We start from the raw sequence: 23,392 nt of genomic DNA, 5'->3' as shown, positions 1-23,392 counted from the left end.
AGCTATGACCCTTGCAACGATTGATATCGGAGGGACTGGGATTAAGTTTGCCAGTATCACTCCTGATGGAAAAATTTTAGATAAGGCCAGCACCCCAACGCCAGAGACTCTGGAAGAGTTGCTAGCTTGGTTGGAGCAACGCTTGTCAGAACGTGACTACCGTGGGATTGCTATGAGTGTGCCAGGGGCTGTTAACCAAGAAACCGGGGTGATTGAAGGAATCAGTGCCATTCCTTACATTCATGGTTTTTCTTGGTATGAGGTTCTTGCTCATCACCGACTTCCTGTCCATCTAGAAAATGATGCTAACTGTGTCGGACTGAGTGAACTGCTAGCTCATCCTGAGATTGAAAATGCAGCCTGTGTCGTGGTTGGGACAGGGATCGGTGGGGCCATGATCATCAATGGCAAGCTACACCGTGGTCGTCATGGTTTGGGAGGTGAGTTTGGCTACATGACCACCATCGAGCCGGCAGAAAAGCTCAACAACTGGTCGCAACTCGCTTCTACAGGAAATATGGTTCGCTATGTCATCGAAAAATCTGGTCAGACTGACTGGGACGGCCGCAAGGTGTACCAAGAGGCAGCAGCCGGCAATGCCCTTTGCCAGGAAGCCATTGAGCGCATGAACCGTAATCTTGCTCAAGGACTGCTCAATATCCAGTACCTGATTGACCCAGATGTGATTAGTCTAGGCGGCTCTATCAGTCAGAACCCTGATTTTATCAAAGGGGTTCAAAAAGCAGTAGACACCTTTGTGGAAAGATATGAAGAATATACCATCGCTCCAGTCATTCAAGCCTGCACCTACCAGGCAGATGCCAATCTCTACGGTGCCCTTGTCAACTGGTTACAGGAGGAAAACCAATGGTAACTTTTACAGGACTTAGTCCCAAACAAGCACAATCTATCGAAGTATTAAAAAATCACATTTCTCTACCAGATGTAGAAGTGGCGGTTGCTCAGTCTGACCAAGCTTCTATCTCTATCAAGGGTGAGAGTGGACAGTATCAATTGACCTACCGCAAACCGCATCAACTTTACCGCGCCTTGTCTGTGCTGGCAACAGCTTTAGCAGAAGGAGACAAGGTAGAGATTGAGGAACAGGCAGCTTACGAAGATTTGGCCTATATGGCGGACTGTTCGCGAAATGCGGTTCTAAATGTTGCATCTGCCAAACAGATGATTGAAGTCTTGGCTCTCATGGGCTACTCAATCTTTGAGCTATATATGGAGGACACCTATCAGATTGAGGGACAACCTTACTTTGGTTATTTCCGTGGAGCATACTCAGCTGAAGAGTTACAGGAAATCGAAAGCTACGCCCAGCAGTTTGACATGACTTTTGTTCCATGCATCCAAACCTTGGCTCACTTATCAGCCTTTGTCAAATGGGGTGTCAAAGAAGTCCAGCAACTCCGTGATGTAGAGGATATTCTCCTTATTGGCGAAGAAAAAGTTTACGAGCTGATTGATGGTATGTTTGCGACGTTGTCTAAGCTACAAACTCGCAAGGTCAATATCGGGATGGATGAAGCTCACCTGGTTGGTTTGGGACGTTACCTTATCCTAAACGGTGTGGTTGACCGCAGCCTCCTCATGTGCCAACACTTGGAGCGCGTGCTGGATATTGCGGACAAGTATGGTTTCCACTGCCAGATGTGGAGCGATATGTTCTTCAAACTCATGTCAGCAGATGGCCAGTACGACCGTGATGTCGAAATTCCAGAAGAAACTCGTGTTTACTTAGACCGTCTCAAAGACCGTGTGACCTTGGTTTACTGGGATTATTATCAGGATAGCGAAGAAAAATACAATCGTAACTTCAGTAACCACCACAAGATTAGCCAGGATATCGCCTTTGCAGGTGGTGCTTGGAAGTGGATTGGCTTTACACCTCATAACCATTTCAGCCGTCTCATCGCTCTTGAAGCCAACAAAGCCTGCCGTGCCAATCAAATCAAGGAAGTCATCGTGACGGGTTGGGGGGACAATGGTGGGGAAACAGCCCAGTTCTCTATTCTGCCAAGCTTGCAAATCTGGGCAGAGCTTAGCTACCGCAATGATTTAGAACGTCTGTCAGCTCACTTCAAGACTAATACAGGTCTATCTGTTGAGGACTTTATGCAGCTGGATCTGGCCAATCTCTTGCCAGACCTACCAGCTAATCTCAGTGGGATCAATCCTAACCGCTATGTCTTTTATCAGGATGTTCTTTGCCCAATCCTTGACAAGCACATGACACCTGAACAGGACAAGCCACACTTTGCCCAAGCAGCTGAGATTCTTTCTGACATTAAAGAAAAAGCGGGCACTTATTCTTATCTTTTCGAAACTCAGGCCCAGTTGAACCAGATTTTAAGCAGTAAAGTGGATGTGGGCCGACGCATTCGTCAAGCCTATCAAAAAGGTGATAAAGAGAGCTTGCAACAAATTGCTAGGGAAGAATTGCCAAACCTCAGAAGCCAGATTGAACACTTCCATGCTCTCTTTAGCCACCAATGGTTGAAAGAAAACAAGGTCTTTGGCTTGGATACAGTAGACATTCGTATGGGTGGGCTCTTGCAACGCATCAAGCGCGCAGAAAGCCGCATTGAAAACTACCTAGCAGGCGAAATCTCTCGTATCGACGAACTAGAAGTAGACATCCTGCCATTTAATGATTTCTACGGAGACAAGGACTTCGCAGCGACGACGGCCAACCAGTGGCATACTATTGCGACAGCTTCAACCATTTATACGACCTAATCCAAAAGGCTGTCTTTAAAGAAAATGAATTTTAAGGAGGAGAAGGATTTCCTATGAAAAGAGGAATTTCTTCTCCTTTTTTCTCCATTTTTAAGGCTATGTCATAAATTTGTAGAATTTTTTCTATAATTAGGAGTTTGAAAAAGTTTTCATAGAGTTTTATAATAAAAAATGTAAACGTTACCAAAAAAATAAAATGACAAAGGGGGGAGTCAGATGAAAAAGTTTGTTAAGACCTTGAGAGAAAATCTCATTTTCTTCTTGATGGTTTTACCAGGTGCAGCGTGGTTGATTTTATTCTTCTACATACCTGTTTTGGGAAACGTTGTCGCATTTAAAGACTATCATATCACCGGAGAGGGATTTATTGATAGTGTAATGAAGAGTAAGTGGGTAGGATTTGATAACTTCAAATTTCTCTTTAGTTCTAAAGATGCTTATATCATTACAAGAAATACCGTCCTTTACAACCTTGCCTTTATTTTCTTGGGCTTGATTGTTTCCGTTGGGATTGCCATTATCTTTAGTGAGATGCGTTCCAAACGGTTGGTTAAAGTGTTTCAAACATCAATGTTGTTCCCCTATTTCTTGTCATGGGTTATCATCAGCTTCTTTACAGATGCCTTCTTAAACGTCGATAAAGGCTTGATTAACCATATCTTAACATCACTTGGGATGAAAGGAATCAACTTCTATACAGAGGTTGCCATTTGGCCAGCGCTTCTCCTCTTCTTAGGAATCTGGAAAGGCTTTGGTTATAGCAGTGTTATGTACTATGCAACCATCATGGGGATTGACCCAACCTTCTACGAAGCCGCAACAGTGGACGGAGCATCTAAGTGGCAGCGAATCCGCCACATTACCATTCCTCAGTTGGCTTCCTTGATTACGGTCTTGACCATCCTTGCCATCGGAAATATCTTCCGTGCTGACTTTGGATTGTTCTACCAAATCCCACATAACTCAGGTGCCCTTTATAGTGTGACAAACGTAATTGATGTCTATGTCTACAACGGACTTGCTAAATCAGGAGATATTGCGATGGCCGCAGCGGCTGGTCTTTACCAATCAGTTGTCGGATTGATTCTCGTTTTACTTTCTAATATTGTAGCACGTCGGATTGATAAGAATGCAGCGCTCTTCTAGAAAGGAGGATACCATGGCAAAATCAAAAATTAAAAAAGAAAAAGTTGATAATGTTGGGATCCACTCCTTCAGTAAGAAAGCAGACATCTTCTTTAGTAGCATCGTCGGCTTGGTTGCTCTATCCTGTATCTTGCCCTTCATCTTCGTTGTCATGATTTCCTTGACAGATGAACAAAGTTTGGCAATTAACGGCTTCCAATTTTGGCCTGCTAAATTCGGTACAGATGGCTATCTTTTCCTTGTTCAATTTAAGGATAAGATTCTTCAAGCCCTCTTCATTACCTTGTTTGTAACGATTGTAGGGACAGCATGTAATGTTTTCATTACAACGACCTACGCCTACGCGATCTCTCGTAGAACCTTTAAGTACAGAAACTTCTTTACTGTCTTTGCCCTCTTGAGTATGCTCTTTAGTGCAGGGATGGTACCAGGATATATCGTTACCACTCAGTTGCTTCATTTAGGAGATACCGTTGGAGCCCTCATCATTCCGATGTTATTGAGTCCTTTTAACATTATCTTGATGCGGACCTTCTTCAAACGGACGATCCCAGAAGCCATTCTTGAGTCTGCTCGGATAGATGGAGCCAGTGAGACACGGATCTTCTTCCAGATCTGTTTGCCACTTTCTCTCCCAGGGATTGCTACCATCAGTCTCTTCACAGCCCTCGCCTTCTGGAATGACTGGTTCAACGCTCTCCTCTATATCAAGAGTGAAAACCTCTATCCCCTTCAATACTTGCTGATGCAAATCCAAAATAATATGGATTACATCTCTAAATCCGTCGGTGCATCTAGCCAAATCGCTGGTGCAGTCCAATCCCTTCCTAAGGAAACTGGACGGATGGCCATGGTGGTGGTGGCAACAGTTCCAATCGCTATCCTCTATCCATTCTTCCAACGTTACTTTGTAAAAGGATTGACCATCGGTGGTGTGAAAGAGTAAGCGAACTTTTCTCACCCACCCTTCATAATGTTAATAAAGAAAAATAAAAAAGGAGTTTTTCTCATGAAAAATTGGAAAAAATATGCTTTAGCTTCTGCTAGCGTTCTCACACTTGGAGCAACTCTTGCTGCTTGTGGTAACTTGACAGGTGATAACCAAAAATCATCTAAGAGTGAAGACGGTAAAACAGTTATCAAAATGTACCAAATCGGTGACAAACCGGATAACTTGGATACCTTGTTAGAAAATGCGAACAAGATCATCGAAGAAAAAGCTGGCGTTAAATTAGACATCCGATACCTTGGTTGGGGTGACTACGACAAGAAGATGAACGTTATGATCTCATCTGGTGAAAGCTACGATATTGCTTTCGCAAACAACTATGTCATCAACGCTCAAAAAGGTGCTTACGCTGACTTGACAGACTTGTACAAGAAAGAAGGAAAAGAGCTTTATGAAGCACTTGACCCTGCTTACATCAAAGGGAATACTGTCAACGGTAAGATCTACTCAGTTCCAGTTGCAGCCAACGTTGCATCTTCACAAAACTTTGCCTTCAACGGACCACTTCTTGAAAAATATGGTATCGACATCTCAAACGTCACAGACTATGCTTCTCTTGAACCAGTCTTGAAAGCGATCAAAGAAAAAGATCCAAACGTTGTTCCATTCGCAATGAACAAGAGCTACGGTGGACCTTCTGATGACTTCGATTACATCGCAGTAGATGGACTTCCATTCGTTGTCGATTTGCAAGGTGACACAACTAAGATCGTTGACCGTTATACAATCCCACGTTATGTTGAAAACTTGAAGACTCTTCATAAATACTATGAAGCTGGCTACATTCCAAAAGACGTAGCTACAAGCAACACTGGATATGACCTTTCTCAAGATACTTGGTTGGTACGTGAAGAAACAGTAGGACCTGCTGACTACGGTAACAGCTTGCTTACTCGTGTAGCAAACCGTAAGATCGAGATCAAACCATTCACTCAACTTTACAAGAAGAACAACACTACTCAAGTTGCAAACTTTGTTATCTCAAACAACTCTAAGAACAAAGAAAAAGCAATGGAAGTATTGAACCTCTTGAACACAAACCCAGAACTATTGAACGGTCTTGTTTATGGTCCAGAAGGCAAGAACTGGGAAAAAGTTGAAGGTAAAGAAAACCGTGTGAAAGTCTTGGATGGCTACAACGGAAACACTCACATGTCAGGATGGAACACTGGTAACAACTGGATCCTTTACATCAACGAAAACGTAACCGATGAACAAATTGCACAATCTAAGAAAGACTTGGAAACTGCAAAAGAATCTCCAGCACTTGGATTCATCTTCAACACTGAAAACGTGAAATCAGAAATCACTGCCCTTACAAACACTTTGAACCAATTCACAAGTGCCATCAATACAGGTACAGTAGATCCTGAAGTTGAAATTCCTAAGATGCTTGAAAAATTGAAATCAGAAGGTGCCTACCAAAAAGTCTTGGATGAAATCCAAAAACAATACGATGAGTACCTTGCTGCTAAGAAATAAGCTAACAATACTTGCTTAAGTCTATCAAAAGACTTTGAGGTCTTCGCACTTCAAAGTCTTTTCTGTTGATGATTTCGAAATCGAAACCATCAGAGGAAATGTGCTATAATATAGGGTATAATCATCAGTTGTACTAGGGAAACTATACTAAGTCGTACGCTCCCCTCTACAACAAATGAACATGGAGACACATTATGGGAAGAATGATTGAATTAATTTTTACAAGGGTCTATTTAGCCATGCTGGCAACAGGGATCTTTTGGGCTTTAACCTTCTGTGGAGGGATTCTATTTGGATTTGGGCCGGCTAGTGCAACGATTATGAGTCTATATGCCGAACATGGATCTGATTACAAGCAATATGGTTGGTCTGAGGCTTGGTCGCTCTATAAAGAAAATTTCCGTCGGGGCAACCAGGTTTTCTATACATTTTTTTTAATCGAAGCTATTCTTATTTATGGCATGTATCTGATGGTTCAATTGCCCCACTTGTCCCTGTTTCAGATTTTTATCTTATTGGTCAATTTGATTTTCTTATTGGTGGCTCCCCTGACTTTTGCAGTCTATCTCAAGCTTCAAGTCCATTTTGACTTGTCCTATCTTAATAGCTTGAAGTTGAGTTTCATTGGTGCTTTTCTGGATATTCGTGCAGTGACCAAGTTTCTCTTGGGGACCTTTCTGTTAGGGGTTGTTACCCATTTCGTTCCGGCTTTATTCTTCTTTGTTTTACTGGGCTTGTGGCATTTCTTTGTCAATGATATTTTTCAACCAGTCTATGAAACAATTCGCTCTAAAGTGGTTTCTTAATTATGAAAAAAATATGGTTAGCGACTCTTTTGAAGTTCTATGCCTATATCATGGTGGGGATCATCACGACCTTAGGCGTGACGGTATCCTTGGTCTATTGGCATAATCAGAAAGCAGAAACAGAACGGATTGCTCAGTTGATTTCCTCGCGCTTGACTGTTGAGGTAGAGGATATTTATAAGAGATCTTCTCAATGGGGAAAGAGTCTGGTAGAAAATCCTGCCAAGCTCGAAGGAGTTTACAAGTATTTTTCAATGACGCCTTCTGAATACGAAAGCTGGCGATTGGATAATTATTTCTCCAATTATATTCAAGTTTCGCTGCACCGTAATGTTGAAACTCTGTATTTGGAACACGATGTTATTGATCAAATTGATTTGGTGTTAAATGACTATACGACTGTGTTTGTCTCCAGTAAAAATAAAAAAGGAGGGCAACAAGTTCCAGCGGATCGGTACAAGGCCAGCTCGCAAGCCATCCCAGTCTCCTTAACGGATGTGACGACTGGCGAGGATATTGGACTGGCTTATATTAAAATCAATCCAGCGCTATTGGATTCTGTCGTTGACAATATTCAAGACACGATTCCAGTTGCCGTCCAAATCTATAATCCCTTGGGCAAGGTTTTTTACCACAGAGGGGATATCAACCCTAAAGATCACAGCCAGTGGATTGTGCGAGATACTGCTTACGGCTATCAAATCTGGGTTGGGATTCCGACCTCTTACACGGTTCGAACAGCCTTGTTTAGTTTTACCTGGATGATTTCGGTCGCCTTAATCCTGGTCTTGGTCTTGTATCTCTTGCTTCAACGAATTTTCCGTAATTACCAAAAACAAGTTTTGGATTTGGTAGATACCATGGAAGCCATCAGCCAGGGGGATTCTGAGCGACGGATCAATGTGGATACCAAAGAGCAGGAGCTCCTTTTAGTTGCAGAAACGACCAATACCATGTTAGACAATATGGACAAGTCTATCCGTGATATCTATCAGCTACAACTGAGCCAAAAAGATGCCAATTTGAAGGCCTTGCAAGCGCAGATTAATCCGCATTTTATGTATAATACCATGGAGTTTATTCGCATGTATGCAGTTATGCAGGATCAAGAAGAATTAGCTGATATTATTTACGAATTTAGTAGTCTCCTTCGAAACAATATTTCAGAGGAGAAAGAAACGACCATCGAAAATGAGTTGGAATTTTGTAGAAAATACAGCTATCTCTGTATGGTGCGTTATCCAAAATCGATTGCTTATGGCTTTAAAATTGAACCCGGTCTAGAAGAGATGGTTATTCCGAAGTTTACTCTTCAGCCACTAGTGGAAAATTACTTTGTTCATGGAGTTGATCACAAGCGCAAGGACAATGTCATTAGTATCAAAGTCCGTCATGTTGGAGGAGCTGTGGAAATTCGGGTTCAAGACAATGGGAGAGGACTGGGACCGAGCCAACTGCAACGGATCCAACAAATATTGAGTCATAGGGATCCACGAGAAGAAGTAGAAGAGAGTAAGGGGCGACAATCGATTGGGATTGTCAATGTCCACGAGCGTTTCCTTCTCTACTTTGGGGATCGTTACCACATTCAAATTACATCAGAAAAAGGAAAAGGTGTTCTCTATACGATTACCATCGAGGACACTTAAGAGGAAAGAATCGTGTATAAAGTCTTATTGGTTGACGATGAATATATGATTACTGAGGGGTTGAAAAAACTGATTCCCTTTGAAAAATGGGACATGGAGGTTGTTTACACAGCAGAGGATGCAGATCAAGCCTTGGCCTATGTTGCGGATTATCCAGTGGATATCGTGATTACGGATGTCAATATGCCAGGAAAAACTGGTCTAGAAATGATTGATCAAATGCAGTCCATTCTTCCCCATGCGGCTTATATCATTATGTCGGGCTACCAGGATTTTGCTTATGTAAAAAAAGCCTTAAACCTCCGGGTGGCAGACTACCTGTTAAAGCCTGTCAATAAGGTGGAGCTGGGGAATATCCTAGAAAAGTTATCTCAAACTCTAAAAAAACCAGACCAAGAAACGGCCAATCGGCTCCTTCATGAAGATTGGTCAGAAGAAGAGTTCGAACAAGCCATCCGAGGAAGAAAACAACTCTGGATTGGAGTGGATAAGGAAAGGAAGGGCTTTGCCAGTTCGTCTTATCAGGTCTTAGGAAAAAATCTTCAACTCTATCTTTCCGATGAGGATGAAGGAGCTTTCCTACAGCGCCGTTTCCAAGCACCTTATAAGGAACATTTTCAACAATTTAAAGAGCTTGTTGAACGAAGTCTGTTTTATGGGGATCTCCCTTTGGAGGAAGAAGATGGTGTCTTTAATTACTACGAACCCATCTACCGTGTCATCATTCAGGGAAATATCCAACAGATTTTGGAGGAGTTGAACTGGTTGGAAGAAACCGTGAGAAGCCATACCCCAAAAGTGGCGATAGCCAAGCAACTCTTTATTCAGTTCATTATGGATGTCTTTCATTTGTTTGAACACCTGCAGGGAGATAACCTGACAGAAGTTGTGAAAGCCGTTCATGAGACAACGACTTTTGAGGATCTTGTTACCTGCGTTCGGAATCAATTGGAGACCTTCTTCTCTCAATATCGGATGAACAATAATGTGGCGACCGTCTTAGAAGTAATTGGACGCGACTATCGGAAGGAACTGTCGCTCAAGGATATCAGCAAAGATCTCTATATCAATCCTGTTTATTTAGGGCAATTGATCAAACGTGAGACCAATTCCACCTTTGCAGAGCTCTTGAATAAACAACGGATCAAAGCTGCCCAACAGTTGCTTTTATCCACAACGGAAAGCATTGAAGATATTTGCTATGAAGTTGGCTACAGCAATGTCGGTTACTTTTATAAAGTATTCCGCAAGTTGTGTGGCAAGTCTCCTAAAGCCTACCGTCAACAAATCGGCGTAGAGGAAAGTGACTGATCTGAAAACATGAAAAATACCCTCCATTTTCTAATCAATGGAGGGTATTTTTTAGTTGCTTCTTCCGATCAAAATCGTGGCAGAAATGGTGACCTGAGTCAAATCGTTCCAGTCAATTTGAGCTGGATTGACGTGAAAGAGGAGAGGCGTCATGCTCAGAAGGGCCTCCCGCAATGCTGGTGTTAGTTCGAAGGTTTCCTGGCAATGGATGGTGTTTTCAATCGTAAAATGATCAGAGAAATGTTGAATAATCTGCTCATTGGAATAATCGGCCTGATCCAGGTGATCCTTCACCTTCTGACGAATCTCTTGCAGATGGGCGGCTGTTGGGATGACCTTGATAAGGCGACCTTCTGGGGCCAGGACCCGTTTAAATTCCTGATAATTTGCTGGCGAAAAGATATCTAGGAGAAGGTCCATGCTCTGGTCCAAAAGAGGGAGACGGGCTAAATCTCCGACAAACCACTTGACCTTCCATTCCTGGTCGCTTTTGGCAGCCAGTTGGATCGATTCCTTAGATAAATCAAAGGCGTAAAAGGAATGGTCTGGATAGCGTTCCTGTAAGCTGCGCGAATAGTAGCCTTCTCCACAACCAATATCTAAAATGTTGGCTGGATGGTCCAGTGGAGACAAACATTCTGACAGGCTAGTGAGGATATGGTCGTAAAAACCGTTCTCTAGAACGAGTTGCCGGTTTTGAAAATTCTCCTTGTCATAGTCCTTGGAAGCCTTCACTTGTGGGGCTAAGTTCACATAGCCAAACTTAGCAAGGTCAAAGGAGTGGCGGTTAGTGCAGACCAAGCTTTGTTGGATCAGGTCAAGGGCTTCTTGACAGATGGGACAGGCAAAAGCAGTGGCTGTTTGAAATCGTTGTAATTTTGGTTTGATCGTCATGATACATCTAGTGTACCAAAAAACCTCTGAAAGTCATAGCTTCAGAGGTCTTCTTTTTAATAAGTCAAAACAAAGTATTTTTTCTTACCGCGACGGATAACGGTCAATTCATTTTCTAATTTATCGCTATCGCTCAAGACATAGTCAAGGTCTTGGATGCGGTCGCCGTTGACGTAGATAGCTCCATTTTGAACATCTTCTCGGGCTTGGCGTTTGGAATTCACCACGCCAGAAGACACGAGCAATTCTACGATATTGTGGTTTTCGTCCGCTTGTACTTGGTAGTTTGGTACACCACGAAGTCCTTGTTTGAGTTCTTTGACAGAAAGGTTTTTGATGTTTCCTGCAAAGAGTTGCTCAGTGATGTTAAGGGCTTCCTTGTAGGCTTCTTCACCGTGAACAAGTGTTACGACTTCACGAGCCAAGACTTTTTGAGCCAAGCGTTCATGAGGAGCAGCTTCAAACTGTTTGCGGATGTCTTCAATCTCATCCAGTGACAAGAAAGTAAAGATTTTCAAGAAGCGTACAGCGTCAGCATCCATGACATTCATCCAGAATTGGTACATTTCGTATGGAGAAGTCTTTTCAGGGTTGAGCCAAACCGCATTCCCTTCAGATTTACCAAATTTCTTACCAGTCGCATCTGTAATGAGGGGAACAGTGATGACGTGACCAGTCTTATCAGCCTTCCGACGAAGCAACTCTGTACCAGCTGTCATATTTCCCCACTGGTCAGAACCACCGATTTGCAAAGTGACATTGTGCTCTTGGTTCAGAACAAAGAAGTCGTAGCCTTGCATGATTTGGTAGGCAAATTCAGTGTAAGAAATTCCTGTTTCGATACGTTTCTTCACAGATTCCTTGCTCATCATGTAGTTGACAGTAAAGTATTTTCCGATGTCGCGAAGGAAGTCAATGAAGCTAATGCTGCCAAACCAGTCGTAGTTATTGACCATGACAGCCTTATTTTCCCCATTTTCAAAATCTAAGAAACGAGACAATTGCCCTTGGATAGAAGTGACCCAACCGTCTACAGTCTCCTTAGTTTGTAAACTGCGCTCGGCATCTTTGAAAGAAGGGTCTCCAATGAGTCCGGTCGCACCACCGACAAGCGCATAAGGTTTGTGGCCTGCCAATTGTAAGCGACGACTGGTCAAGATTGCAACAAGGTGCCCAAGGTGCAAACTATCAGCAGTTGGATCGTAGCCAGTATAATACGATACTTGTCCTTCTTCTAGGGCTTTACGCAAAGCATCTTCGTCAGTCGTTTGGAAAATCAAACCACGTTCTTTTAGCTCATCAAAAATGTGCATCGTTCTCTCCTTTTCTAAGCTACTGGCCGGATCGATGAAAACAGTCCAGTATCTGTATGGTTTCTCTCTATTTTACCATAATGACTTGAAATAGCAATGAAAGGACGAAAAAAATCCAGTTGGAAACGGTGTTCTCAACTTTAGGAATTGAAAAGAAAGAGGTCCATTTGGTATAATAGGAAGGACAAGGAGAAATAGAGTGAGTCAAATGAGAGAATTTTTTACAAAGTGCGGGAAGAAAATAAAAGACTTCTTTGCCAAGATGACTGTTGAAGTCGATGAGAAGGAAGACAAGGAGGGTTGGTCACTAGGAGATTTTGTGGCAACGATTCTCCGCACGATGAAACTCCTTTGGGATGTGCTATTGGTGTTTGCTTTAGGTGGTCTCTTGTTTGGTGCAGGGATCGCGATTGGCTATGCAGCCAGCCTATTTAATGAGACAGAGACACCGGATCCGACCCAATTGGTTCAACAAGTACGAAATATTTCCAGCGTTTCAAAGATTTCCTACTCAGATGGAAGCATCATTTCTGATATTGACAGTGACTTGATTCGGATCCCTGTCCAAAAGGATGCGATTTCGGACAATGTCAAAAAGGCTGTTATTGCCACAGAGGATGAGAATTTTAATAGCCATAATGGGGTCGTTCCAAAGGCAGTAATCCGGGCCACCTTGGGTTCAGTTGCTGGAGTCGGTTCTTCTAGTGGGGGTTCGACTCTGACCCAACAGTTGATTAAACAACAAGTTGTGGGAGATGCACCGACCTTCTCACGGAAAGCTGCTGAGATTATCGATGCCCTTGCTCTTGAGCGGGTAATGGATAAGGACGAAATTTTAACGACCTACCTCAATGTCTCTCCATTTGGTCGAAACAACCGGGGACAAAATATTGCAGGAGTGGAAGCTGCAGCTCAAGGGATTTTTGGTGTTTCTGCCAAAGACTTGACTGTTCCACAGGCGGCATTTATTGCTGGTTTGCCACAGAGTCCAATTGTCTACTCACCTTACGCTTCTGATGGCAGCCTCAAGACTCCGGAAAATCAAGCTTTAGGCTTGGATCGTGCCAAGGATGTCTTGTACAATATGTATCGGACGGGTGCTATCAGCAAGGAAGAGTACGACCAATATAGTCAATATGATCTAAGCAAGGATTTCCTTCCTTCAAATGGCATCGAGAAGACACCACACGACTACTTGTATTTCCAAGCTGTTAGTGAAGCGGAAGATGCTATGTATGAGTATCTAATCAAGAGAGACAACGTTTCTAGTCACGACCTAAAAAACAATTCAACGGTTAAGTCTTATCAAGAGTTAGCGAAGAAAGAATTGAGAGAGGGTGGCTATACGGTCCAAACCACTATCAACAAAGCTATCTACAATGCCATGCAAGAAGCAGTTGCCAATTATGGTGGTATCTTGGATGATGGAACGGGAACGGTAGAAGTTGGGAATGTCCTTATGGACAACCGAACAGGAGCGATTCTTGGCTTTGTTGGGGGACGGAATTTTGACGGGAATCAAAATAACCATGCCTTTGATACAAAGCGTTCTCCAGGTTCTACCATTAAACCCTTGCTGGCTTATGGAATCGCCATTGACCAAGGCTTGATGGGAAGCAATAGCATCGTCTCCAATTACCCAACCAACTTCTCTAGTGGAGAGCCAATTATGCACGTGGATAACCGAGGAACTGGTATGATGGACCTCCGAGAGGCCCTCAATACCTCATGGAATATCCCAGCTTATTGGACCTACCGTACTCTCCGTGAAAAGGGTGTCGATGTACCTGGCTATATGGAAAAAATGGGCTACGATATCGCTGAGTACGGCATTGAAAGTCTGCCAATGGGAGGCGGGATCGAAGTAAGCGTTGCCCAACATACAAACGGTTATCAAACCCTTGCCAATAATGGGAATTACCAAAAACGCTACATGATTGAAAAAATCATGGACCAAAACGGAAAAGTTGTTTACCAGCACGAAAGCAAACCAACTCGAGTTTACTCAGCAGCAACTGCGACTATCATGCAGGATCTGTTAAGAGGTGTCATCAGCTCCGGTGCAACAACGACCTTCAAGAGCCGGATCAGCCAGGTCAACCCAACCCTTGCTAATGCCGATTGGATCGGGAAAACCGGAACTACCAATGAGAATGGAGATATGTGGCTCATGCTGTCTACTCCAAATCTCACCTTAGGTGGCTGGATTGGACACGATAACAATGCTTCTATGGCTCCATTGACAGGTTACAACAACAACGCAAGCTACATGGCCTATTTAGCCAATGCTATCTACCAGGCGGATCCAAATGCTTGGGGAGTGCAAGACCGCTTCACCCTAGATAGTAGTGTCATTTCATCGACTGTTCTGAAAGCTACAGGACAACGACCTGGTCGTGTCAATGTCAATGGTCGTGACATCGATGTGTCAGGTGCTACAGTTACCAGCTATTGGGCTAAAAATGGTGCTCCACAAACGACCTACCGTTTTGCTATTGGTGGATCAGATAATGATTATGCTAGTGCTTGGGCTGGAATGCTAGGAGGTTCAGCGGGGACTTCCAATGGGAATCGCAATAGCAATCGGACAGGCAATACTAGTACGCCAAGCAGTTCATCATCGAGTGGACAAAACCGGTAAAAATTATCAGGGACAATACCATAAAATCGTTTTCATGTCTAGAGAAAACCTTGTGTTTTTTGTGAAAATACGATATAATAAGGATAAGTAATTTGTCGTGTGCTTTATTTGAAATATTGTCCAAATAGAAGCTTACAGCAGTTAAATCAAACTTTATAAAAGTCGATTTAGCTGCTCTTTTTGTGCCTATTTTTAGAAACAAACAGATTTGTCATACAAACTTAATCTTTCTAAAAATTCCAAAAAGGATGAATGATACGGAGGAGATTTCTTCTCACGTGATGTAGATCACACCCCCTTCATAACATCGTTTCGACTAGATCAGAACTATTCTGATGTGGTCAGAAGCGATCTAGAAACCGGATTTTCAGAGAGGGCCTTCCCCTAGCTGGTATCCTAGTATAGAAAAGGAGTTAAAACTTTGGCAGGACATGACGTTCAATACGGGAAACATCGGACCCGTCGTAGTTTTTCAAGAATCAAAGAAGTTCTTGATTTACCAAATTTGATTGAAATCCAAACGGATTCATTTAAAGATTTTCTGGATCATGGTTTGAAAGAAGTTTTTGAAGATGTATTGCCAATTTCGAACTTCACAGACACAATGGAGTTGGAATTCGTCGGCTATGAAATCAGAGAACCAAAGTATACCTTGGAAGAAGCACGTATCCATGATGCGAGCTATTCTGCCCCAATCTTTGTAACCTTCCGCTTGGTTAACAAGGAAACAGGCGAAATCAAAACTCAAGAAGTCTTCTTTGGTGATTTCCCAATCATGACTGAGATGGGAACCTTCATCATCAATGGTGGAGAGCGGATCATCGTATCTCAGCTCGTACGTTCACCAGGTGTCTACTTCAATGATAAGGTGGACAAGAACGGTAAGGTTGGCTATGGATCAACGGTTATTCCGAACCGTGGAGCTTGGCTAGAGCTTGAAACAGACTCAAAAGATATTGCTTATACTCGTATCGACCGTACGCGTAAGATTCCATTTACGACCTTAGTTCGTGCCCTTGGTTTCTCTGGGGATGACGAGATTTTTGATATCTTTGGGGATAGTGAATTAGTTCGCAACACTGTTGAAAAAGATATCCACAAAAATCCAATGGATTCTCGTACAGATGAAGCTCTTAAAGAAATTTATGAGCGTCTTCGTCCAGGTGAGCCAAAAACAGCGGAAAGCTCACGTAGCTTGTTGGTAGCCCGTTTCTTCGACCCACGTCGTTATGACTTGGCCCCAGTTGGTCGCTACAAGATCAACAAGAAACTCAATATCAAGAACCGTTTGTTGAACCAAACGATCGCGGAACCATTGGTAGATGCTGAAATAGGAGAAATCCTTGTAGAAGCTGGTACCGTGATGACACGCGATGTCATCGACAGCATCTCAGAACATTTGGACGGTGATTTGAACAAGATTGTCTACACTCCAAATGATTCAGCAGTATTGACAGAACCAGTCGTTCTTCAAAAATTCAAGGTTGTGGCACCAACGGATCCAGACCGCGTTGTCACTATCATCGGCAATGCTAATCCAGATGATAAGGTTCGTACCATCACTCCAGCTGATATCCTTGCTGAGATGAGCTACTTCCTTAACTTGGCTGAAGGTATTGGCCGCGTGGATGATATCGACCACCTTGGAAACCGTCGTATTCGTGCCGTTGGTGAATTGCTTGCCAACCAAGTGCGTCTTGGGCTTTCACGGATGGAACGTAATGTTCGTGAACGCATGTCTGTTCAAGATAATGAAGTATTAACACCACAACAAATTATCAACATTCGTCCAGTGACTGCAGCGATCAAAGAATTCTTTGGTTCTTCACAATTGTCCCAGTTCATGGACCAACACAATCCACTTTCTGAGTTGTCCCACAAACGTCGTTTGTCAGCTTTAGGGCCTGGTGGTTTGACACGTGACCGTGCTGGATACGAAGTCCGTGACGTGCACTACACTCACTATGGACGTATGTGTCCAATCGAAACACCTGAAGGACCAAACATCGGTTTGATTAACAACTTGTCATCCTACGGACACTTGAACAAGTATGGTTTCATCCAAACGCCATACCGTAAAGTAGACCGTGAAAAAGGTGTGGTCACCAACGAAATCGTTTGGTTGACAGCTGATGAAGAAGATGAGTACATCGTAGCCCAGTCCAACTCTAAGTTGAACGAAAAAGGTGGTTTTGCTGAGCCAATCGTTATGGGACGTCACCGTGGTAACAACCAAGAGTTCCCATCTGATCAAGTCGACTACATGGATGTATCTCCAAAACAAGTAGTTGCCGTTGCGACAGCATGTATTCCGTTCTTGGAAAACGATGACTCCAACCGTGCCCTCATGGGTGCCAACATGCAACGTCAGGCTGTGCCATTGATCGATCCAAAAGCGCCTTACGTGGGTACTGGTATGGAATATCAAGCAGCTCATGACTCAGGAGCTGCAGTCATTGCGCAACATGATGGTAAAGTTAGCTATGCAGATGCGGATAAGGTAGAAGTTCGTCGTAAAGATGGATCTCTTGATGTCTACCACATCCAAAAATTCCGTCGTTCAAACTCAGGTACGGCATACAACCAACGTACTCTTGTAAAGGTTGGTGACGTTGTTGAAAAAGGAGATTTTATCGCAGACGGTCCATCGATGGAAAAAGGGGAAATGGCCCTTGGTCAAAACCCAATCGTCGCTTACATGACATGGGAAGGTTACAACTTTGAGGATGCCGTTATCATGAGCGAACGCTTGGTGAAAGAAGATGTCTACACATCTGTTCACTTGGAAGAATTCGAATCAGAAACGCGCGACACTAAGTTAGGCCCTGAAGAAATCACTCGTGAAATTCCAAACGTTGGGGAAGATGCTCTCAGAAACCTTGACGAAATGGGTATTATCCGTATCGGTGCGGAAGTAAAAGAAGGCGATATCTTAGTTGGTAAGGTAACACCGAAGGGTGAAAAAGACCTTTCTGCTGAAGAACGTCTCCTCCACGCTATTTTTGGAGATAAATCTCGTGAAGTGCGTGATACTTCTCTTCGTGTACCTCACGGTGGAGATGGTGTCGTTCGTGATGTCAAGATCTTTACGCGTGCAAACGGAGATGAATTGCAATCGGGTGTCAACATGTTGGTTCGTGTTTACATCGCACAAAAACGCAAGATCCGCGTCGGAGATAAGATGGCCGGTCGTCACGGAAACAAGGGGGTTGTATCCCGTATTGTTCCTGTTGAAGACATGCCTTACCTTCCAGATGGTACACCGGTTGATATCATGTTGAACCCACTTGGGGTGCCATCACGTATGAATATCGGTCAGGTTATGGAACTTCACCTTGGTATGGCAGCTCGTAACTTGGGCATCCACATCGCAACACCAGTCTTTGACGGAGCAAGCTCAGAAGACCTCTGGGATACTGTTCGTGAAGCAGGTATGGATAGCGATGCCAAGACCATTCTTTATGATGGTCGTACAGGTGAGCCATTTGATAACCGTGTCTCTGTCGGTGTCATGTACATGATCAAGCTTCACCACATGGTTGATGATAAACTCCACGCTCGTTCTGTCGGACCATACTCAATGGTTACCCAACAACCACTTGGAGGTAAAGCTCAGTTTGGTGGACAACGTTTCGGGGAAATGGAAGTTTGGGCCCTTGAGGCTTATGGTGCGTCTAATGTCCTTCAAGAAATCTTGACCTACAAGTCAGACGATGTCAACGGACGTTTGAAAGCTTATGAAGCGATTACCAAAGGAAAACCAATTCCAAAACCAGGTGTGCCAGAGTCCTTCCGAGTACTCGTGAAAGAATTGCAATCACTTGGATTGGATATGCGTGTCTTGGATGAGGATGACAAGGAAGTCGAACTTCGCGATCTTGACGAAGGGGAAGACGACGATGTCATCCACGTAGATGATCTAGAAAAAGCACGTGAAAAAGCAGCTAAGGAAGCTCGCGCAGCTTTCGAAGCTGAAGGGAAAGAAGATTAATAAAATATGTAGTTCAAGAAGGGAAGAAAATCTAAAAAGGTTCTCTATCCCGATGCTTTAAGGGTTGAAGGTGTGAAGGAAGTTCCTTCTCTCCTTCACAAAAAAGCAGAAGAACATACAGTTGAGAATGAACATAAAGAAAGGTAAGAAATAGTGGTTGATGTAAATCGTTTTAAAAGTATGCAAATCACCCTAGCTTCTCCAAGCAAGGTCCGTTCATGGTCTTATGGAGAGGTCAAGAAACCTGAAACAATCAACTACCGTACATTGAAACCAGAACGCGAAGGTCTCTTTGATGAAGTCATCTTTGGACCTACAAAAGACTGGGAATGTGCGTGTGGAAAATACAAACGGATCCGTTACAAAGGGATCGTTTGTGACCGCTGTGGTGTGGAAGTGACACGTGCCAAGGTACGTCGTGAACGCATGGGGCACATCGAGTTGAAAGCACCTGTATCACATATCTGGTATTTCAAAGGTATCCCTTCTCGTATGGGATTGACCTTGGATATGAGCCCTCGTGCCCTTGAGGAAGTCATCTACTTCGCAGCTTATGTGGTTATCGATCCAAAAGATACACCGCTTGAGCACAAGTCTATCATGACCGAACGTGAATACCGTGAACGCTTGCGTGAATACGGACCAGGTTCCTTTGTTGCCAAGATGGGGGCAGAAGCGATCCAAGACCTCTTGAAACAAGTGGATTTGGAAGCTGAAATTGCTGTCTTGAAAGAAGAATTGAAGACTGCAACTGGTCAAAAACGTGTGAAGGCTGTTCGCCGTTTGGATGTCTTAGATGCCTTCTACAAATCTGGGAACAAACCAGAATGGATGGTCCTCAATATCCTCCCTGTTATTCCACCAGATCTTCGTCCGATGGTCCAATTGGATGGTGGGCGTTTTGCCGCCTCTGACTTGAACGACCTTTACCGTCGTGTGATCAACCGGAACAACCGTTTGGCTCGTTTGCTTGAGTTGAATGCTCCTGGGATCATCGTGCAAAACGAAAAACGGATGCTCCAAGAAGCTGTCGATGCTTTGATCGACAACGGTCGTCGTGGTCGTCCGATCACAGGACCAGGTAGCCGTCCACTGAAATCATTGAGCCACATGCTTAAAGGGAAACAAGGACGCTTCCGTCAAAACTTGCTCGGTAAACGGGTAGACTTCTCAGGGCGTTCCGTTATCGCCGTTGGACCAACTCTTAAGATGTATCAATGTGGTGTGCCACGTGAAATGGCCATCGAGCTCTTTAAACCATTCGTGATGCGCGAAATCGTTGCGCGTGATATCGTACAAAACGTTAAAGCGGCTAAACGCTTGGTAGAACGTGGAGATGAGCGTATCTGGGATATCCTAGAAGAAGTCATCAAAGAACACCCAGTTCTCTTGAACCGCGCACCGACCCTTCACCGTTTGGGAATCCAAGCCTTTGAACCTGTCTTGATTGATGGGAAAGCCCTTCGCTTGCACCCACTTGTCTGTGAAGCCTACAATGCCGACTTCGACGGGGACCAAATGGCCATCCACGTACCGCTTTCAGAAGAAGCCCAAGCAGAAGCTCGTATCTTGATGCTGGCTGCTGAGCACATCTTGAATCCAAAAGATGGAAAACCAGTTGTTACCCCATCCCAGGATATGGTATTGGGGAACTACTACCTCACTATGGAAGAAGCTGGTCGCGAAGGTGAAGGAATGGTCTTCAAAGACCGTGATGAAGCGGTCATGGCCCTTCGTAATGGCTATGTTCACTTGCATACACGTGTCGGAATTGCGACGGATAGCTTGAACAAACCATGGACAGAAGCTCAACAACACAAGATTCTCTTGACAACTGTTGGGAAGATTCTCTTTAACGATATCATGCCTGCAGAACTTCCATATCTTCAAGAGCCAAACAATGCCAACTTGACAGAAGGCGTTCCAGCTAAGTACTTCTTAGAGCCTGGTCAAGATGTCAAAGTGGCGATTGAGCAATTGGAATTAAACGTTCCATTCAAGAAGAAAAATCTTGGAAATATCATCGCAGAAATCTTCAAACGCTTCCGTACAACAGAAACATCTGCATTCTTGGACCGTTTGAAAGACTTAGGTTACCACCACTCAACCCTTGCTGGTTTGACAGTGGGGATTGCCGATATTCCAGTTGTTGAAGATAAGGCTGAAATCATTGAAGAATCTCACAAACGTGTAGAACAAATCACGAAACAGTTCCGTAAAGGGATGATTACAGATGATGAGCGCTACAATGCCGTTACAGCCGAATGGCGTGCAGCCCGTGAGAAACTGGAAAAACGCTTGGTAGATAACCAAGATCCGAAGAACCCAATCGTTATGATGATGGACTCTGGAGCCCGTGGTAACATCTCAAACTTCTCACAGCTTGCCGGTATGCGTGGTCTGATGGCTGCTCCAAACGGACGGATTATGGAATTGCCGATCCTGTCAAACTTCCGCGAAGGTTTGTCAGTACTCGAGATGTTCTTCTCTACTCACGGTGCTCGTAAAGGGATGACCGATACGGCCCTCAAGACAGCCGACTCAGGTTACTTGACACGTCGTTTGGTTGACGTTGCCCAAGACGTTATTATACGTGAGGATGACTGTGGAACTGACCGTGGACTTGTGATCCGTGCCATTACTGATGGCAAGGAAATGATCGAGCCCCTCGAAGAACGTTTGACAGGTCGTTATACCAAGAAATCTGTTAAACATCCAGAAACTGGTGCGGTCCTTATCGGTGCCAATGAATTGATTACAGAAGACAAAGCGCGCGAAATCGTTAATGCTGGTGTTGAAGAAGTAACCATCCGTTCAGTATTTACATGTAACACTCGTCATGGTGTCTGCCGTCACTGTTATGGTATCAACTTGGCGACTGGTGATGCGGTTGAAGTTGGTGAAGCAGTTGGTACAATCGCTGCCCAATCTATCGGGGAACCTGGTACACAGCTTACAATGCGTACCTTCCACACGGGTGGGGTTGCCTCAAATACCGATATCACTCAGGGTCTTCCTCGTGTCCAAGAAATCTTTGAAGCCCGCAATCCGAAAGGGGAAGCGGTTATCACTGAAGTCAAAGGGGAAGTTACAGCCATTGAAGAAGATGCTTCTACACGGACTAAGAAAGTCTTTGTTCGTGGTGCGACAGGTGAGGGAGAATACGTTGTCCCTTATACAGCCCGCATGAAAGTCGAAGTGGGAGATCAAGTCTCTCGTGGTGCGGCATTGACAGAAGGGTCTATCCAACCAAAACGTCTCCTTGCTGTTCGTGATGTCTTGTCTGTTGAAACTTACCTCCTTGCGGAAGTACAAAAAGTATACCGTAGCCAAGGGGTTGAAATCGGTGACAAACACATCGAGGTAATGGTACGTCAAATGATCCGTAAGGTTCGAGTTATGGATCCAGGAGATACAGACCTTCTCATGGGTACTCTTATGGATATCACAGACTTTACAGATGCCAATCGTGATGTGGTTATTTCTGGTGGGGTTCCTGCGACGGCTCGTCCGGTCCTTATGGGAATCACCAAGGCCTCCCTTGAAACCAATAGTTTCTTGTCAGCGGCTTCCTTCCAGGAAACAACTCGTGTCCTCACTGACGCAGCCATCCGCGGTAAGAAAGATCATCTTCTTGGACTCAAGGAAAATGTTATCATTGGTAAGATTATTCCTGCTGGTACAGGTATGGCTCGTTACCGTAACTTGGAACCACAAGCAGTCAATGAAGTCGAAATTATCGAAGAAGTTCCAGTCACAGAAGAAGCAACAGAAATTGTTGAATCAGCTGTAGTGGAAGAAAATTAATCCAAAAGAAGCTTTACTGATTATCAGTAAGGCTTCTTTATGTTTGTGTCAAAAAATAGCCTGTCTGTCCTCCATAAGGGGAGATTTTGAAAGAAATTTATAAAAATGTTCGGGAAATTTACTACATTATTCTTTCATAAGCAGAATTCTTTTGTTATCAAAGGATTTTATATATAATATTGGATACAAAGGACGGAGAGAAATATGTATCAAGTAATTGAAATGTATGGGGATTACGAACCCTGGTGGTTTTTAGAGGATTGGGAGAAGGACATTGTCACTAGTCAGAGTTTTGATGACTATTATGAAGCCCTAAAATACTACAAACGCCAATGGTTACTTTTAAGAGAGCAATCTCCATTATTTAAAAGTAGAAGTGATTTAATGACGATTTTTTGGGATCCTGAGGATCAGCGCTGGTGTGAAGAATGTGCGGAATATGTGCAACAATATCATTCAGTCGCCTTATTAGAAAACGATCAGAAGATTCCGAGAAGCAAGCGTCGTCCAGGTTACGAAAAAGAGAATGCCCACACGGCTCATCGCTCATGTAAGCTAGACTACGAGACCAATAATTTATAGTAAGAGAAATTCA

14 protein-coding genes are annotated in these 23,392 nt (G+C 43.7%); 12 read left to right on the top strand and 2 right to left on the bottom strand.

The window, feature by feature from the left end:
- Positions 1-4 precede the first annotated feature (4 nt).
- From AC3E6G_RS07300 to AC3E6G_RS07265, 8 genes are all read left to right on the top strand, one after another.
- The gene (locus tag AC3E6G_RS07300; protein ID WP_125329731.1) at positions 5-874 is read left to right on the top strand and encodes an ROK family protein; all 870 of its coding nucleotides are present in this window, start codon (positions 5-7) and stop codon (positions 872-874) included.
- Positions 868-2,748 carry a beta-N-acetylhexosaminidase gene (locus AC3E6G_RS07295; RefSeq protein ID WP_490700740.1) on the top strand — a complete coding sequence of 627 codons (1,881 nt, stop codon included), beginning with the start codon at positions 868-870 and terminating at the stop codon, positions 2,746-2,748. Before AC3E6G_RS07300 ends, AC3E6G_RS07295 begins: the two co-directional genes overlap by 7 nt.
- Before the next feature lie 216 nt (positions 2,749-2,964).
- Positions 2,965-3,894: an ABC transporter permease gene (locus AC3E6G_RS07290; protein WP_023022063.1), complete on the top strand. Its 930-nt coding sequence runs from the start codon at positions 2,965-2,967 to the stop codon at positions 3,892-3,894.
- 13 nt (positions 3,895-3,907) lie between these two features.
- The gene (locus AC3E6G_RS07285) at positions 3,908-4,840 is read left to right on the top strand and encodes a carbohydrate ABC transporter permease (RefSeq protein WP_048789467.1); all 933 of its coding nucleotides are present in this window, start codon (positions 3,908-3,910) and stop codon (positions 4,838-4,840) included.
- A 63-nt stretch (positions 4,841-4,903) separates the two neighbouring features.
- Complete coding sequence (locus AC3E6G_RS07280; RefSeq protein WP_490700739.1) at positions 4,904-6,385, top strand: ABC transporter substrate-binding protein; 1,482 nt, start codon at positions 4,904-4,906, stop codon at positions 6,383-6,385.
- Positions 6,386-6,579: 194 nt separating this feature from the next.
- Complete coding sequence (locus AC3E6G_RS07275) at positions 6,580-7,191, top strand: YesL family protein (RefSeq protein ID WP_125335649.1); 612 nt, start codon at positions 6,580-6,582, stop codon at positions 7,189-7,191.
- A 2-nt stretch (positions 7,192-7,193) separates the two neighbouring features.
- Positions 7,194-8,840: a sensor histidine kinase gene (locus AC3E6G_RS07270; RefSeq protein WP_048789470.1), complete on the top strand. Its 1,647-nt coding sequence runs from the start codon at positions 7,194-7,196 to the stop codon at positions 8,838-8,840.
- A gap of 12 nt (positions 8,841-8,852) precedes the next feature.
- On the top strand, positions 8,853-10,151 hold the full coding sequence (locus tag AC3E6G_RS07265; RefSeq protein WP_048789471.1) for a response regulator transcription factor: 1,299 nt from the start codon (positions 8,853-8,855) through the stop codon (positions 10,149-10,151).
- Positions 10,152-10,202: 51 nt separating this feature from the next.
- Here the strand turns inward: AC3E6G_RS07265 and AC3E6G_RS07260 are convergent, their stop codons facing one another.
- The gene (locus AC3E6G_RS07260; protein ID WP_048789472.1) at positions 10,203-11,045 is read right to left on the bottom strand and encodes a methyltransferase domain-containing protein; all 843 of its coding nucleotides are present in this window, start codon (positions 11,043-11,045) and stop codon (positions 10,203-10,205) included.
- Between the two features lie 56 nt (positions 11,046-11,101).
- Complete coding sequence (gene tyrS, locus AC3E6G_RS07255; protein ID WP_048789473.1) at positions 11,102-12,358, bottom strand: tyrosine--tRNA ligase; 1,257 nt, start codon at positions 12,356-12,358, stop codon at positions 11,102-11,104.
- 199 nt (positions 12,359-12,557) lie between these two features.
- On the opposite strand from tyrS, the gene pbp1b reads away from it, so the two are divergent.
- From pbp1b to AC3E6G_RS07235, 4 genes are all read left to right on the top strand, one after another.
- A complete protein-coding gene (gene pbp1b, locus AC3E6G_RS07250; protein WP_418896157.1) occupies positions 12,558-14,999 on the top strand; it encodes a penicillin-binding protein PBP1B in 2,442 nt (813 codons plus the stop codon).
- Between the two features lie 421 nt (positions 15,000-15,420).
- Positions 15,421-18,990 carry a DNA-directed RNA polymerase subunit beta gene (rpoB, locus tag AC3E6G_RS07245; RefSeq protein ID WP_490700738.1) on the top strand — a complete coding sequence of 1,190 codons (3,570 nt, stop codon included), beginning with the start codon at positions 15,421-15,423 and terminating at the stop codon, positions 18,988-18,990.
- A 153-nt stretch (positions 18,991-19,143) separates the two neighbouring features.
- Entirely contained in the window at positions 19,144-22,797 is a 3,654-nt protein-coding gene (gene rpoC / locus AC3E6G_RS07240; RefSeq protein ID WP_490700737.1) for a DNA-directed RNA polymerase subunit beta', read from the top strand.
- 204 nt (positions 22,798-23,001) lie between these two features.
- Positions 23,002-23,379 carry a DUF1033 family protein gene (locus tag AC3E6G_RS07235; protein WP_195550256.1) on the top strand — a complete coding sequence of 126 codons (378 nt, stop codon included), beginning with the start codon at positions 23,002-23,004 and terminating at the stop codon, positions 23,377-23,379.
- Positions 23,380-23,392: the final 13 nt, after the last annotated feature.

The sequence above is a fragment of the Streptococcus sp. SCPM-O-B-23252 (M501) genome (assembly GCF_058200355.1).
Note: the sequence above shows the minus strand (reverse complement) of the source record. Positions and strands in the feature narration are given on the sequence as shown.